The organism is Azospirillum sp. HJ39 (assembly GCF_041507355.1).
GTDB classification, from domain to species: domain Bacteria; phylum Pseudomonadota; class Alphaproteobacteria; order Azospirillales; family Azospirillaceae; genus Azospirillum; species Azospirillum thiophilum.
Map to the genome: position 1 here is coordinate 629,882 of NZ_CP167911.1, position 14,263 is coordinate 644,144.

At 71.4% G+C, this 14,263-nt stretch carries 13 protein-coding genes; 8 read left to right on the forward strand and 5 right to left on the reverse strand.

The window, feature by feature from the left end:
* Positions 1–33: 33 nt before the first annotated feature.
* From otsB to ABMY26_RS16360, 3 genes are all read right to left on the reverse strand, one after another.
* Positions 34–834 carry a trehalose-phosphatase gene (gene otsB, locus ABMY26_RS16350; protein WP_372398290.1) on the reverse strand — a complete coding sequence of 267 codons (801 nt, stop codon included), beginning with the start codon at positions 832–834 and terminating at the stop codon, positions 34–36.
* A 939-nt stretch (positions 835–1,773) separates the two neighbouring features.
* Positions 1,774–1,986: a hypothetical protein gene (locus ABMY26_RS16355; RefSeq protein ID WP_372398292.1), complete on the reverse strand. Its 213-nt coding sequence runs from the start codon at positions 1,984–1,986 to the stop codon at positions 1,774–1,776.
* A gap of 202 nt (positions 1,987–2,188) precedes the next feature.
* Positions 2,189–3,100 (reverse strand): ROK family protein, encoded by a 912-nt coding sequence (locus ABMY26_RS16360; protein WP_372398293.1) that lies wholly within the window; start codon positions 3,098–3,100, stop codon positions 2,189–2,191.
* Positions 3,101–3,317: 217 nt separating this feature from the next.
* On the opposite strand from ABMY26_RS16360, the gene ABMY26_RS16365 reads away from it, so the two are divergent.
* Positions 3,318–5,756 carry an ankyrin repeat domain-containing protein gene (locus ABMY26_RS16365; protein WP_372398294.1) on the forward strand — a complete coding sequence of 813 codons (2,439 nt, stop codon included), beginning with the start codon at positions 3,318–3,320 and terminating at the stop codon, positions 5,754–5,756.
* Between the two features lies 1 nt (position 5,757).
* Here the strand turns inward: ABMY26_RS16365 and ABMY26_RS16370 are convergent, their stop codons facing one another.
* Positions 5,758–7,563 carry a caspase family protein gene (locus ABMY26_RS16370; protein ID WP_372398295.1) on the reverse strand — a complete coding sequence of 602 codons (1,806 nt, stop codon included), beginning with the start codon at positions 7,561–7,563 and terminating at the stop codon, positions 5,758–5,760.
* Between the two features lie 275 nt (positions 7,564–7,838).
* Between ABMY26_RS16370 and ABMY26_RS16375 the strand changes: the two genes are divergently transcribed.
* Entirely contained in the window at positions 7,839–8,102 is a 264-nt protein-coding gene (locus ABMY26_RS16375; protein ID WP_085088058.1) for a DUF3126 family protein, read from the forward strand.
* A 139-nt stretch (positions 8,103–8,241) separates the two neighbouring features.
* Here ABMY26_RS16375 and ABMY26_RS16380 read toward each other — a convergent pair whose 3' ends face one another.
* A complete protein-coding gene (locus ABMY26_RS16380; protein WP_045581782.1) occupies positions 8,242–8,883 on the reverse strand; it encodes a hypothetical protein in 642 nt (213 codons plus the stop codon).
* Between the two features lie 307 nt (positions 8,884–9,190).
* On the opposite strand from ABMY26_RS16380, the gene ABMY26_RS16385 reads away from it, so the two are divergent.
* From ABMY26_RS16385 to ABMY26_RS16410, 6 genes are all read left to right on the forward strand, one after another.
* Entirely contained in the window at positions 9,191–9,964 is a 774-nt protein-coding gene (locus ABMY26_RS16385) for an ABC transporter ATP-binding protein (protein ID WP_045582604.1), read from the forward strand.
* Positions 9,957–10,835: an ABC transporter permease gene (locus ABMY26_RS16390; RefSeq protein WP_372398296.1), complete on the forward strand. Its 879-nt coding sequence runs from the start codon at positions 9,957–9,959 to the stop codon at positions 10,833–10,835. The genes ABMY26_RS16385 and ABMY26_RS16390 overlap by 8 nt, the downstream gene beginning before the upstream one ends.
* Entirely contained in the window at positions 10,832–11,980 is a 1,149-nt protein-coding gene (locus tag ABMY26_RS16395; RefSeq protein ID WP_372398297.1) for an ABC transporter permease, read from the forward strand. The genes ABMY26_RS16390 and ABMY26_RS16395 overlap by 4 nt, the downstream gene beginning before the upstream one ends.
* A gap of 62 nt (positions 11,981–12,042) precedes the next feature.
* The gene (locus tag ABMY26_RS16400; RefSeq protein WP_372398298.1) at positions 12,043–12,378 is read left to right on the forward strand and encodes a hypothetical protein; all 336 of its coding nucleotides are present in this window, start codon (positions 12,043–12,045) and stop codon (positions 12,376–12,378) included.
* Positions 12,379–12,594: 216 nt separating this feature from the next.
* Complete coding sequence (locus ABMY26_RS16405; RefSeq protein ID WP_372398299.1) at positions 12,595–13,368, forward strand: ABC transporter ATP-binding protein; 774 nt, start codon at positions 12,595–12,597, stop codon at positions 13,366–13,368.
* A complete protein-coding gene (locus ABMY26_RS16410; RefSeq protein WP_372398300.1) occupies positions 13,361–14,215 on the forward strand; it encodes an ABC transporter permease in 855 nt (284 codons plus the stop codon). Before ABMY26_RS16405 ends, ABMY26_RS16410 begins: the two co-directional genes overlap by 8 nt.
* The last annotated feature ends 48 nt before the right edge of the window (positions 14,216–14,263 follow it).

The window sequence follows — 14,263 nt, forward strand, 5'->3', positions numbered from 1 at the left end:
CAGGCGGGTTTAGGCTTGGTGAATGAGCCGGGTTTATCCCGCGGCAAGCCAGTCCGCCAGCCGTCCGAGAAACGCCGCGGCCTCGTCCGGGTCGTGCAGGCTCCAGCCGGCCGCGGTCGGCGCGGGGGTTTCCATCACCCGGATGCCGATGCCCGCCGCCGGCCCAGATCCGGCCAGTGCGCGGAAGGCGTCCTCGTCGGTTTCGTCGTCGCCGAGATAGACCGGCACGGTTCCCTCACCGTCCAGCCCCAGCGCCTCCAGCAGGGCGAGAACGGCACGGCCCTTGTCCCAGGGCAGGTTCGGGCGCAGCTCGAACAACTCCTTGCCGCCGGTCATGCGCAGGCGCGGCCGGGTTTCCACTGCCTCGCGGACCGCGTCGGCGACCGCCGGCTTGTCGGGCGGGGCGACCTGACGGGTGTGGATGGCGATGGCGAAGCGCTTGCGCTCGACCAGCGTGCCGGCGATGCCGTCCAGATGGCCGCGCAGATGCCGTTCGGCGTCGTCCAGGTCGGGAAGATACTCGACCCCGACCTGACGGCGCAGGTCCGGGCCGCGCAGGTCGAAGCCATGGCTGCCGGCATAGACCAGCCCGTCGACCGCAACCATCCCGGCGAGGTCGTCGAGGTCGCGGCCGCTGACGAACGCCACCGGGCACAGTGCCGACAGCCGCCGCACCACCGCGCGGGCCTGCTCCGGCATCACGGCGAGTTCCGGCCGCGGGGCGATGGCGGCCAGCGTGCCGTCGTAATCGAGGAACAGGGCAGGGTTGCGGCCGGCGAGAGCCGCGGTGAAAGCATCGAAGTCCGCGAAGGCGGATGGGGTGGAGAAGGTCACGGAGAATCCTCGCGCCGTTGCCTGAACTGGCGGCGACCGGTCGGCACGCCGCAGGATGGAAACGGCCGGAACCCTGGAACCGCCCGTGGAACCGCCCGGATCGGACGCGGGGAACGGCCATGCTGTGGCCGATCGGCAACATTTTCCCCTAAAAGCTTCGGCCCCACGCAGGGGCCGGCTTTGGAGGTTGCAGCACCTCCCGCTTCTGGTACTGTTGCAGTGCAGCAAGCGATTGCTGCTTCGCCCTTCTTGGGCGTTTCCTCCCTAAACTCAAGGCCGCTGTATTCAGCGGCCTTTTTTCTGCCAGAAAGCCCCTAGGGAAGGCAACCCCTGACAAAAGTCATAGCGCTGCGATCCGAAGGCATCGAGCGCTGCGATCGGCCGGCCGGATGAGGCACTTACGGCCCGTCGGCGGTCCGGCGGGCGGTCGTGCAGGGACCCTGCACAGGGCTCTGGTTTTGCCGGAAAACCATTCTAAGACAATGGGTTCAGGCGGAACGGGCGGGTCGTTTCGCGTTGCGGGGGAGGTAGGGTCGGCGGGCAGTGCCCCTGCCCGGCGACCGGGCGCCGTTGGGGCCGCAGCCGTTGCGGCAGCTTATTTATTTTTTTACGAACGCAGGCTTTTCGGGAGTGGGGGGGCGAAAAACCGCCGCAGGCGAACGGAGGGGCTGCCCCCGGCAGGCGAACTGTCGTATAGAACCTGTCGAACACGCATACCAGCCGCCATCCACAGGAGCCGTTCCCATGGACATCGCAATCATGGTTCTCGCCGTCGCGTTCTTCTTCTGGCAGACCATCACCGATTGATCCGGTGCAATCGGGCCGGCTCCTGCCGGCCGCTGCACGCAAAAAGGGCGGTCCCGGCGGACCGCCTTTTTTCATGCCCGTGTTCGCGCCGCCGCGTTTGGGAAATGGGGGCGAGCGGGCCGGCGTGAATGGTCAATCCGCGGCGATGGGCGGCTCCAGCCGGGCATGGGCCGACGCGATCAGCTGCAGCGTCTCCATGATCGATCCGATGGCCTCATGGAGGTCGGCCTGTTCGTCGCCGGGCAGTCGTGCCAGCACCGTTTCCAACTCCACCGCCGCATCCTGCAAACGGGCGCAGGCATGTTCCAGATGGCGGCCGGTGCCCAGGTCGTTTGCAAAATGCAAATGGGCCGACGATTTCCCCGGCCGTGTCGCGTTCCGGTTTGCAAAATGCAAATGAACGCCGTTGCCCGTGGCCCGCGTCCCCAACTTCTTCCGCATCATGGGCATACCCCCGTTCGGTCCGACCCGGGGATGCGCAAGTCCCGTGCCAGCGCGTGACCGTTGGTTGCGATTGGGTTGAGGATGCCGGCCGGGGAGGTCCGCGTCACGCCGGCCACAGGCGCGCGGCGCCGCGCATGCCGCTCTCGCCGCCATGGCGGGCGACGGCCATCCGGGTGCGCGGCGTGGCGGCCAGGGTCCAGGCGCCCCAGCGCTCCGTCACCGCCCCGCACAGGCCGGGCAGGGCGGACAGGCCGCCGCCGACCACGACGATGTCGGGATCCAGCAGATTGAGCACCGGGGCGAGGGCGCGGGCCAGCGCATCGGCGTGGCGGGCGAGCGTTCCCGCCGCCGCCGCATCGCCGGCCGTGGCACGGGCGGCGATCTCAGGCGGGTCGAGGAACAGGCCGGTGCGGTGGCGGTGCAGCCGGGACAGGCCGGCTCCGCACAGCACCGTTTCCAGGCAGCCGGTCTTGCCGCAGCCGCAGGCGACCGCGGGGCCGTCGGCGTCGTCGCGCCAGGGAAGCGGCGCATGGCCCCATTCGCCGGCCAGCCCGTTGGCGCCGGGCAGGATGCGACCATCCACCACGATCCCGCCGCCGACGCCGGTGCCGAGGATGATGCCGAGCACGACGCCGCCGCCGGCCGCGGCGCCATCCGCCGCCTCCGACAGGGTGAAGCAGTTGGCGTCGTTGGCGATCCGCACCGGCCGGCCGATCCGCCTCGCCGCGTCCTCGGCGAAGGGGCGGCCGTCCAGCCAGGGCAGGTTGACCGCGCGCACCCGGCCGGCGGCGGCATCGACCACGCCGGGCAGGCTGATGCCGACGCCGACCGTTTCGCAGGGCCCGGTTTCGCCGCCGCATCGGCCGTCCAGCGCGGCCACGGTTTCCGCCAGCGCGTCGAGCGTGGCGTCGTAGCCGCGGGGGGTGGGTCGGCGGTGGCGGGCGCATTCCGCCCCATCCGCGTCGAGCGCCACGGCCGCGATCTTGGTGCCGCCCAAATCGATTCCGAGTCGCATGCTGTCGCCGTCCGGATGGGAGGGGGAGGGGTGCCTTCGGGGGCAACCCTATACCGCCGCCCTTTGTGGCGGGCCAGCGCCGCGTTCACGCCGGAAGGGTCAATCCACCCACCCCGGAAGAGAGGGGGCGACCGCCCTTTGCCCTGTCGGGGCTTGGGGGACGCATCACTAGAGTCTCAGCAGCGCTTCCTTCACTGATCGGCGTCTCGAGATGTCCATGGACCGTTCTGCCCCGAAACATTCCCCGCGCGCCCGGCGCGCCGCTCCGGGCCACCACGATCCCGTCGGCACCGCCGCGGCCACGTCCGCCGAAATCCGCGATGGACTCGTCCTTGCCTTCCTGGCGCGCAAGCGGCTGCTGGTGCTGCTGGGCGACGCAGGCTCCGGGCGGCCCGCGCTGTTCCGGCAGTTGGTGGAGCATGTCGACGCCGACGGCGCCATGGCGCTGCCGGTGATGGCGTCGGTCGGTGCCCAGCTGGAGGATCTGGTCGCCGCGGCCGGCAACGGGGCGCTGCCCGATCTGGCGGCAGCGGACGAGGAGGGCGGCGGCGATTTCGATGCGCTCATCGGCGCGCTGGAGGAGCGGCTGGACCTGGCCGGCGCCGGGCTGCTGGCGGTCGACAACGCCGCCGTGCTCGCCCCGCCGGTGCTGGCCGATCTGGTCGAGCTGACCCGGGCGGAGACGCCGGCCGGCCGCTTCCTCCAGGTGCTGCTCTGCGGCACGCCCGAGCTGGAGGCGACGCTGGCGCGCGCCGGGCTGGCCGGTGACCTGCGCGAACTGGGAGTGGTCTACCGCCTGATGCCCGGCAGCGGCAGCGCGGGCGGCGGGATTGCCGACGATGCGTCGGCCCCTCCGGCTTCCGCCGCACCCATCCCCGCACCGGTACAGCGTTCGGTGCCGATCCTGCCGTCTCCGTCTCCGGCAGCTCAGCCCTCCGCCGCCGTTCCGCCGGCCAACGACTGGTCCGCCGAGCAAGGGTTGGCCGGGCAAGGGTTGGCCGGGCATCCGATGGCCGGGCAGGGAGCGGGCGATTACGATTGGAGCGACCGCGGCGCCGAAGCTGCGGCAGGTACCGGCGCTGCGGTGCCTCCCGGTGCGATGCCCGCCGGTCGGATGGCCGGGCAGCCACCGCGCCGGACTGCCCTGTATGCCGGTGCGGCGCTGACCACGCTCATCCTGCTGGGGGCCGCCGGTGCGGCCATCGCCACGGCGGTGCCCGGCGCCTCTCCCGGCCGGGCGCTGGCGATGATCGAAGAGGGTTGGACCCGCGCGCGCGCCGCGGTCGAGCGGACCGTGCAGGGGCTGGGCGGCGGCGACGCCGCACCGGCGGGCCCGCAGGCCGCTGCCGGCATGCCGGCGCCAACCGTTCAACCCGTGACGCCTGCGGCGACGTCCGCCGTTCCGCCAACCGCGACGGCCGAGGGGCCGGCGGCCGGCACCCTGACGGTGACGAAGCCGGCGGTTTCGGTCTCCGTGGCTCCGGCGGCGACCGTCCAGACCCAGACAGCGATGGTCCAACCGGCCCAGCCGACCGTCGCGGCCCCGGCACCGGGCTCCAGGCCTGCCGCTTCCCTTGCGGGCGGGACTGGATCCGGCGGAAGTGCGGAGGCGGCGCCGGGCAGCGCCTCGCTGCCGCCGCTGGAGGAGCCGTCGGCCACCCCGGCGATCCCGGCGGTGCCGCAGCCGGCCGTGCCGGACGCCGAGGCCGCGCAGCGGGTGCGCGCGATGGTCGACCAGGCCCGCCGCCAGATCGCCGGCAAGCGCCTGACCACCCCGCCCGGCGACAATGCCTATGAGACGATCCAGCGGCTGCGCCAGGTCGCGCCGGCAGCGCCCGAGGCGGCGGAGCTGCTGACCGGCATGGAGGACACCTATCGGCGCTGGGCGATGATGGCGGAACGCGACGGCGACTGGTCAGAAGCCAGGCGTTTCTACGAGCGGGCGCAGATGGTCTCCCCGGGCAGCCCCGATCTGGCCGACCGCATCCGCGCGGCGTCGGAACAGCGCGCCTATACCGGACCTGCGGCGGGAACCGGCACGGGGACCGCCGGTGCCGGCTCCACCGCGCCGGCGAAGGCCATCCCCGGCTTGCAGGACCGCGAATCGGTGCTGGCCCTGCTGCGCAACCCGGCGGAGCTGTCGCGCACGCTCCAGGGCGGCGCCAGCCCTGACACCCGGCTGGACAGCGGCAAGACCCTGCTGATGATCGCCGCCGAACAGGGGCTGACCGACGCGGTGCGCGTCCTGCTGGAGCGCCGCGCCCGCACCGACCTGCGGACCTCCGACGGCGCGACCGCGGTGATGTATGCCGCCTGGGGCGGGCATGACGCCGCGGTCCGGGCGCTGGCCGACGGCGGGGCGGAGCTGGACGCCACCAACAGCGACGGCAAGACCGCGCTGATGGCCGCCGCCGCCCGCGGGCACGAGGAGGTGGCGCGCACGCTGCTCCAGCGCGGGATCATGGTCGACCGCACCACCGCCTATGGCTGGTCGGCGCTGATGTATGCCGCCAACAACGGGCACGAGGCGGTGGCCCGGCTGCTGCTCGACCATGGCGCCAACCCCTACCGCATGGACGCCAACGGCAACTCCGCCCTGACTCTGGGCGCGCTGCAGGGGCATGTCCAGGTGGTGGAGGCGCTGAAGCCGCGCTGACCTATTGGTCGAGGCGGACGGAGCCGCGCCATTGGCCGGCGCTCTGTCCGCCGTTCGAATAGTGGAAGATGCCCGGCCCGTCCGGCTGGCCGTTGCTGAAGCGCCCGGCGAAGCGGCTGCCGTCCGTGAAGGTCATCACGCCATAGCCCGACATCAGGTCGCCCGACCATTCCCCCTCGTAGGTCTGGCCGTTGGCGAAGCGGTAGACGCCCACCCCCTGGCGGACCGGCCGGCCCAGCCCCGGATTTGCTCCCGAAGTGGAGGATGGCTGCGCCCAGGCCCCTTCATAGCGGTCGCCTGCCGGGAAGCCGTAGGTCCAATAGCGGCTGTCGGGACGGCTGCGGGCCCGGTCCGCCGCGGTGCGGGCGTCGCCCAGCGCACGCATCGCCTGCTGCTCCGCACCGATGGCGGGACCGTCGGGACCGGCCGGCCCGGCACCGGGCGGCGGGGTGGGGAAGCTGCGCGCGGACTCCGGCTGGACCGGGTCGGAGGCGCCGGTGGCCGGCGGCTCCAGGGCGGGTTCGCCGAAGGACGGGCCGGCCCCGACTTCGGCCTCCACCGTGCCGCGCGGGCGGGCGGCCTGCGGCGACGGATCGGCCCAGCGGGCGGCGAGGGCGCCGGCGGTGACATAGCCGATCCGTCCGGACGAGGGCCCGGACGCGGCGCGCACCCGCAGCCAGCTTCCCTCCGGCACAGCCTCCAGCACCGTCACCATCGTGCCGGCCGGCAGCTGCGCCAATCCCTGGGCGCCGACGGCGGGCCGGTCGAACAGCACGCCGGACTTCGCCATCTCGTACGCGCCGGGCGGAAGGCTGGGGGCCGTCACCACCGGGGGGGCCATGGCCGGCGGTTCCTTGGCCGGGGCGGCCTTGCGGCTCTGCTGGGCCTGGGGGTGTCCGGACCGGTCGGCCGGCTGGCCGTCGTCCGGTGAGGCATTCGGGGGTTTGGCCGCCGCGGCGACCGCCGGAACCAGCACCAGCGGGTCGCCCAGCCGGTCCTGCAGCCAGGGCAGTTGGCGCCCGTCGCTGCGCTCGGCCACCACGCGCGCCACCTCGGCCAGCGACTCGCGGAGGGGAATGCCGGGCCTGACCATCTCGCGGGCCAGCGCGGCGGCGAAGGTGCCCGGCCCTTTTTCCGCCCCTTTCTCCGGCCGTGCCGGCACCGGCGGCACGCCGGGACGGTGGGCGTAGACGACGAACAGGCCGTCCGCCTCCATCGGCGTGCCCAGCGCCCCGCCACCGACCCGCCGGGCCAGCGCATCGCCGTCGGTCGGGTCGATCACCACCACCGCCTTGCGTCCGCCATCCCTCAGGTCGCCTAGCAGCATGTCGAGGTCCAGGGCGGCGCGCGGCAGATCCCCGGCTCCCGCAGGCGCGACGTCGGCCGGCAGCAGGAATTCCCGCTCCCCCAGGCCGACCGCGAGCCCGGTATAATAGACGAAGCCGAGATCGGCGCCCGCCAGCGCCTCGCGGAACCGCTCCAGCGCCGATTCCATGGCGACCCGCCCGACATCGTCCGCCCGCGTCACCGAAAACCCGGCACGGCGCAGGGCCGACGCCATGGCGGAGGCATTGGCGCCCGCCCGGTCGGAGCGGCTGTCGAGCCCGGCATAGCGGCCGTTGTCGATGACCAGCGCCACACGCTTCCCGGTGTCGGCCCGGGCCGGCCGGTCGATGGGAGCGGCGGCCAGCAGCGCGAGCGCAAGCGCCGTGCCGGCCAGCAGGCCTTTCCACCGCCTGCTGACGGGCCTGCCGGCGGACAGGGTGCGAAATGGCGTGCGGGTGCGGAACTGGGCATTCGTCGTCAAGGCGTTCGGTCCCTCGTCATTCGGGCCGTCTTTCCGGCCGTCTTTCCGGCGGCATCCTTGCCGCCGCCCGGCCGGGCTGGCGTACCGCCGTCGGGAGCATAGCCTTTTCCGCCGTTGCACAGCCCCGCTCTTTCGGGTCCGGCCGCCGTGGCGGCGTTACCCCGCGTGGACGGGGCGGGGGGTGCGGCACACGGTACGGATGTCGCGAGGTATCGCTTTCCCTTCGCGGCGAAGCCGCCTATATGAACGGTCCTTCGCAGACAACGAGGTTCGCCATGCCGCCCGCCAAGCCGTCCGTCGTCCGGATGTCCGACACCGAAATCGCCCGCGTGCAGATGTATCTGCGCAAGACGCTGGGCAACCCCAAGATCGTGATCGAGCCGCCGGCCAAGGCCGGCCAGTCGGCCGAGGTGACGGTGGATGGCGAGTTCTTCGGCACGCTGAACCGCGACGAGGACGAGGGCGAGGTGTCGTACGCCCTGAACGTCGTCATCCTGGAAGAGGATCTGCCGGAGCCGCCGGCCATTCCGCGCCGCTGACCCTGCTCCAGGTTCGATCCCAGGCTGTTCCGGACTCCCTAGGTCGGATCGCGTAAAATCGGCATCGATCTGAAGCGTGAATCCGATCGCCAAACATAAAGCTAGAGTTTCGTGTGTTTCATATTAAACGCACGAAACTCTAGCGGCTGCGGGCGCGAAGCTCCGCCGCCAGGGACGCCAGCAGGGTCTGTCCGGCCGGAAGCGTCAGGCCGCGAACCAGCACGATGGCGTTGTGCCCGCCGCGCCGGTGCATGACCAGCCGCACGTTGCGGCTGCCGGCGGCCTTCAGTTCGGCCTTCACCGCGTCGTTCGGCGCCACGTTGCCGGCGACCAGCGCCATCTCCGCCCGGTGGCCGTAATCGTGCGACGGATCGATCCAGGCCACGAACAGCGGCTTGCCGCCGACCATCGGGTACAGCGCCAGGTCGCGGATCGTCTCGTGCGGGTGGATGCGCGCGCCGTCCACCGTCAGGCCGCGGTCGGTCACGCCCAGCCGGACGGCGCGGCGCTGCACCGTCTCCGTCAGCGTCACCACCCACAGCAGCAGCACCGGCACCGCGCAGAAGACGGCCAGCCATTGCAGCATGCCGCCGATCTCCTCCGGCGCCAGCCCGGCCCCGGCGATGAAGCCGGTCGCCAGCAGGCCGGCGATCAGCAGATAGCGCGTGCGGATCATCGGCGTCAGCACCGGCGTGGCGACGAACACGGTTCCGCCCGCGCTGTCGTCGCGCTTGATCTCGAGGCTTGGCGGCGTCCTGGGCGGCGGCTTGGCGGCGGGCATGTCGGCGTGAACTGGGGCGGGGGCGGGGCGAGGGCGGGGCGGTGATCCTGGTCCGGCGGGTTGCGGGCCGTCCAGTCCTTTCTGCTCGTTTCCCCAAGTCCGGCTCCCGGCCGCGGAGTTGCCGCAACCCTGGTGCCGCAACCGGGGCGGTGATAGCGTGCCGTTGCTTTCCTCCCGACCGACCCGCCGTGAAGGACCGTCACCCGTGACCGCCCCCAATCCGTTCGATGCCAGGGAGGCGACCGCTCCCCGATCCGGCACGGAACAGCCCGCTTCGCCGTCAAGCTCCTCCGCAGCCGCCCCTGCCGTGGTGGAGGCGCGCAAGCTCTCCCTGGTCTATCCCACCGCGGACAAGCCGGTGACGGCGCTGAGCGAGGTCGACCTGACCATCTTCCGCGGCGATTTCGTCTCGCTGATCGGCCCCAGCGGCTGCGGCAAGACCACCCTGCTGCGCGTCATCGCCGACCTGGAGCGCGCCACCTCCGGCCATATCGCCATCGAGGGCATGACGCCGGAGCAGGCGCGGCTGAAGCGGCTCTACGGCTATGTGTTCCAGGCGCCGGCGCTCTATCCCTGGCGCACAGTGGAACGCAACGTCATGCTGCCGCTGGAGATCATGGGCGTCGCCCGTGCCGAGCGGCAGGCCCGCGCCCGCGAGCAGCTGGAGCGCGTCGGACTGTCGGGTTTCGAGCGCAAATTCCCCTGGCAGCTGTCGGGCGGCATGCAGCAGCGCGTGTCCATCGCCCGGGCGCTGGCGTTGCAGCCGGACCTGCTGCTGATGGACGAGCCGTTCGGTGCGCTCGACGAGATCACCCGCGACCATCTGAACCTGCACCTGACCCAGCTGTGGCGGGCGACCGGCAAGACCTGCGTCTTCGTCACCCATTCCATCGCCGAGGCGGTGTTCCTGTCGACCCGCATCGTGGTGATGAGCCCGCGCCCCGGCCGCATCCTCGACGTCATCGACTGCAACTCCCTGCCCCGCGAACGCACGCTGGACATCCGCGAATCGCCGGAATTCGCCGCCATCGCCCACCGCGTCCGCGAGGGGCTGAAGGAGGGGCACAGCTACGATGATTAAGCGTGCACTTCCCGTGACCGTGATGACGCTTCTGCTGCTGGCGGCCTGGTATGCCGGGGCGGCGTGGCTGAACTGGCCCCAGGCGGCGGAGACTCTGACCCGCGCCGGCAAGCCGGCCGGCTTCGGCCCCGCCGGATTTTGGGACGTGCTGGCCCAGGCCTATGCCATGAAGCGGCCGATCCTGCCCACCCCCGACCAGGTGGCGGTCGAGCTGTGGTCCTCGCTGACCGGCTATGCCCCGTCGAGCCCGCGCAACCTGCTGTTCCACGCCTGGGTGACGGCGGAAGCGGCGCTGACCGGGCTGGCGATGGGGCTGGTGCTGGGCATCCTGCTGGCCGCCGGCATCGTCTACACCCGCACGCTGGAGGCCAGCCTGCTGCCCTGGGTCATCGCGTCCCAGACCATCCCGATCCTGGCGATCGCGCCGATGATCGTCGTCATCCTCGGCAACATCGGCCTGACCGGGCTGCTGCCGAAGGCGGTGATCTGCATGTATCTGTGCTTCTTCCCGATCACCGTCGGCATGGTGAAGGGGCTGCGCTCCGCCGATCCGTTGTGGCTCGACCTGATGCGGACCTATTCGGCGGGCGGGATCCGCGCCTTCTGGTCGCTGCGGCTGCCGGCCTCGATGCCGTTCCTGTTCGCCAGCCTCAAGGTGTCGGTCGCCATCAGCGTCGTCGGCGCCATCGTCGGCGAGCTGCCGACCGGCGGGCAGGCCGGTCTTGGCGCGCGGCTGCTGTCGGGCTCCTATTATGGGCAGACGGTGCAGATTTGGGCGGCGCTGATCATGGCCTCGCTGCTGTCGGTGGCGCTGATCGCCGTGGTGCGCGGAATGGAGCTGGTCCTGCTGGGCCGGGCGGGTGCGCGATGAGCGATGCAACGACGACTCCCTACCGCACCAGCCTGCGCACGGCCGTCGACTGGGGGCTGGTCGCCGTCGGCCTGCCGATCCTGGCCGCGCTGGCATTTCCCATCGCCGACCGGAGCGGCGAGCCCGTCGGCTGGTTCGACGGGACGAAGGCGCCGTTCTTCCTGACCGGCGTCGTGCTGGCCCTGCTCGCCGGCTCCTTCGCGCCGAAGCGTGTCTGGGGCGCCTGGGTGGAGTTGGCCGGCGTCGCCTTCGCCTGGCTTCTGCCGGTCCACCTGATGAACGGCGGGCTGATGCTGACGGGTGGCTGGGGGCTCTGGCTGTTCCTGCTGGGGACGACGATCCTGCTGTGGCGGGTGATGGCGGTGTTCGCTCAGCAGCCCGGCTGGACCCGTTCGGTGCTGGTGCCCGGTCTGTTCGGTCTCGGCCTGCTGGCCGGATGGGAGGTTCTGGTCACGGGCTTTGCGGTGCCGGCCATCCTGCTGCCGGCGCCGTCGCGGATTCTCGTCGCGATCATCCACCACGCGCCGGTGCTGTGGGACGATTTCCGCCAGACGGTGCTGACCTCGGTGCTGCGCGGCTATGTCATGGGCTGCGGCGCCGGCTTCCTGGTGGCGATTCTTGCCGACCGGGTGCCCTTTCTTGCCCGCGGACTTCTGCCGCTCGGCAATCTCGCCAGCGCCATTCCGGTGGTCGGCATCGCGCCGATCATGGTGATGTGGTTCGGCTTCGACTGGCAGTCGAAGGCGGCGGTGATCGTCGTCATGACCTTCTTCCCGATGCTGATCAACACGCTGGCCGGGCTCGACAACTCCGAGCGCATCCAGCTCGACCTGATGCGCTCCTATGCAGCCGGCCACGCGCGCACGCTGGTCAAGCTGCGGCTGCCGAACGCGCTGCCCTTCCTGTTCAACGGGTTGAAGATCAATTCGACGCTGGCGCTGATCGGCGCCATCGTCGCCGAGTTCTTCGGCACGCCGGTGGTCGGCATGGGCTTCCGCATCTCCACCGAGGTGGCGCGGATGAACCTGGACATCGTGTGGGCGACCATCGCGGTGGCGGCGCTGACCGGCTCCGGCCTCTATGGCGGCCTGGCGCTGGTGGAGCGGCTGACCACCTCCTGGCATCCGTCGATGCGGCAGCGCTGAGCCCCGGCTCTGGCACGCCGGTTGCTTCTGCCCGGCCGTTCCAGCCGGGAGGGGAGGTGGGCATGGCCGACATCGTCGTACTGAAGCATGTCCGCCTGACGCGGGCGTTGCAGGCCATCGAACTGGCGGCGGCCTCGCTGGAGGGGGAGCTGGTCGCCCTGCGCTCCGCGGGCCAGGCCGGGCTGCTCGGCAACCATGCCGAGGAAGCGACGCTTCTGCGCACCTATGTCCGCACCCTGCGCGTCCTGTTGCAGGCGATGACCCCCGACGAGATCGACGACGCCGGGCTGGGGGAGCGCCATGCCCAGGCGGAGGAGGCGGTCGGCCGCTGCGCCGCCGCGTTGCGCGTGCTCGACGGCAGGCCGGGCGGCGCCGGCGCGATGAGCGGGATCGCCTGACCGGCTGTCGCGAAGGCGACAGGACGGAATGCGCGGCCTTTGTCCGAAAGTGACGCGTTTTCACCATGGCCATACGGCCGTATGGCTGGAATGCGGACCTCCTTTCCGCTGCGTGCCGCCGGATCGCCGCGCTATAGTGGCAAGCCCAACGAACAGTCGGTTTTCCCAGCCGGCAGGACGTGCCGAGCCATACCGGCAAGCCATAAAAAGGGCGCGATGAGGCTTCTCGTTTCCAACCTGACCCACCGCTATGACGATCTGACCGTGCTCGACGGCATCGACCTGGCATTGGCGGAGGGCGAAATCCTGGCCGTGATCGGCCCCAGCGGCTGCGGGAAATCGACGCTGCTCGGCATCGCCGGCGGCATCGTCGCCCCGACCTCCGGCACGGTCCGGGTGGAAGGCGACCTGCCCGACGGCTGCCTCAACCCGATCACCTTCATCTTCCAGGACTTCGCCCTGCTGCCCTGGCGCAGCGTGGAGGACAATGTCGCCCTGGTGCTGGAGCATCACCCGCTGTCGGCAGCCGAACGGCGCGAGCGCATCGACAGCGGGCTGCGCCGCATGGGGCTGTGGGAGTTCCGCAAGGCGTTGCCCAAGCAGCTGTCCGGCGGCATGCGCCAGCGGGTCGGCATCGCCCGCGCGCTGGCGGTGCGTCCGGCCATGCTCCTGCTCGACGAGCCGTTGTCGGCGCTGGACGCCCAGACGCGCGAATTGCTGATGGACGATTTCCTGGAGCTGTGGCGGCGGGAGAGGACCACCGCCCTCTACGTCACCCACAATCTGGACGAGGCGCTGCGGCTGGCCGACCGTGTCTGCGTGCTGAGCCGCCGCCCCGGCCGCGTCCGCGAACTGGTCGCCATCGAGGAGCCGCGGGACCGCCGGCAGGAGCCGTCGGCCCAGGCCCATCTGGCGCAGGTGCGCGAGCGCCTGTGGCACCTGATGAAGGCCGAAGCCCAGATGGCCGACCGGGAGATCGCCCGTGCCTGACAGCCTGAACCCCTCGGCGGCCGCGCCGGTCGCCGCTCCGGCCCCCGCCCCCGTCATTTCAGGAACGGCGCAGCCCGTCCGCTTCCGCGGCGGCGGCTTCACCGTGAAGCGCCATCCCTGGGCGGCGCTGGCGGCCTTCGCCGTCCTGATCGCGCTGTGGGAGGGGGCGAGCCGCCTCGGCCTCGCCAGCCCGCTGTTCCTGCCGCCGCCGAGCGCGGTCGGCCATGCGCTCGCCGGCATGGTGACGGACGGCTCGCTGTGGCTGAACCTGAAGGCGTCGCTGGGGCGGATCGCCGTCGGCTGGGTGCTGGGCACGCTGGGCGGCATGACGGTCGGCTTCGCCATGGGCATCTTCTCCACCGCCCGCGCGGTGGGGGTGCCGCTGGTGTCGGCCTTCTTCCCGATCCCGAAGATCGCGCTCTTGCCGCTGTTCATCCTGTGGTTCGGCATCGGCGAACCGTCGAAATTCGCCACCATCGGCTTCGGCGTCTTCTTCCCCACCGTCATCGCCACCTACAGCGCCATCGATTCCGTGCCGCGCAACCTGATCCGCATGGCGCAGAGCTTCGGCCTGCCCTGGCGGTCGATCCTGCGCTCCATCGTGCTGCCGGGCGCGCTGCCGGGCATCCTGGCCGGTTTCCGCATCACCGCCTCGATCGCGCTGATCCTGGTGGTCGCCGCCGAGATGATCGGCGCCGAATACGGCATCGGCGCCTTCGTGCTGATGGCCGGCAACCTGATGCAGACCGACACCCTGCTGGCCGGCGTGCTGGTGCTGTCGCTGATGGGGCTCGCCATCGGCACCGTGCTGTCGCAGCTCGAACGGCGCCTGCTGAACTGGCGCTGACCGCGCCTCTTTTCCCCAAGAAACCTGAACCAAGCTGCACTGGGAGGA

Coding starts and splice junctions, on each gene's coding strand:
- ABMY26_RS16400 (WP_372398298.1), top strand. CDS start 12,043: ATGGCCGACATCGTCGTACTGAAGCATGTCCGCCTGACGCGGGCGTTG.
- ABMY26_RS16360 (WP_372398293.1), bottom strand. CDS start 3,100: ATGCGACTCGGAATCGATTTGGGCGGCACCAAGATCGCGGCCGTGGCG.
- ABMY26_RS16375 (WP_085088058.1), top strand. CDS start 7,839: ATGCCGCCCGCCAAGCCGTCCGTCGTCCGGATGTCCGACACCGAAATC.
- ABMY26_RS16390 (WP_372398296.1), top strand. CDS start 9,957: ATGATTAAGCGTGCACTTCCCGTGACCGTGATGACGCTTCTGCTGCTG.
- ABMY26_RS16395 (WP_372398297.1), top strand. CDS start 10,832: ATGAGCGATGCAACGACGACTCCCTACCGCACCAGCCTGCGCACGGCC.
- ABMY26_RS16380 (WP_045581782.1), bottom strand. CDS start 8,883: ATGCCCGCCGCCAAGCCGCCGCCCAGGACGCCGCCAAGCCTCGAGATC.
- ABMY26_RS16365 (WP_372398294.1), top strand. CDS start 3,318: ATGGACCGTTCTGCCCCGAAACATTCCCCGCGCGCCCGGCGCGCCGCT.
- ABMY26_RS16405 (WP_372398299.1), top strand. CDS start 12,595: ATGAGGCTTCTCGTTTCCAACCTGACCCACCGCTATGACGATCTGACC.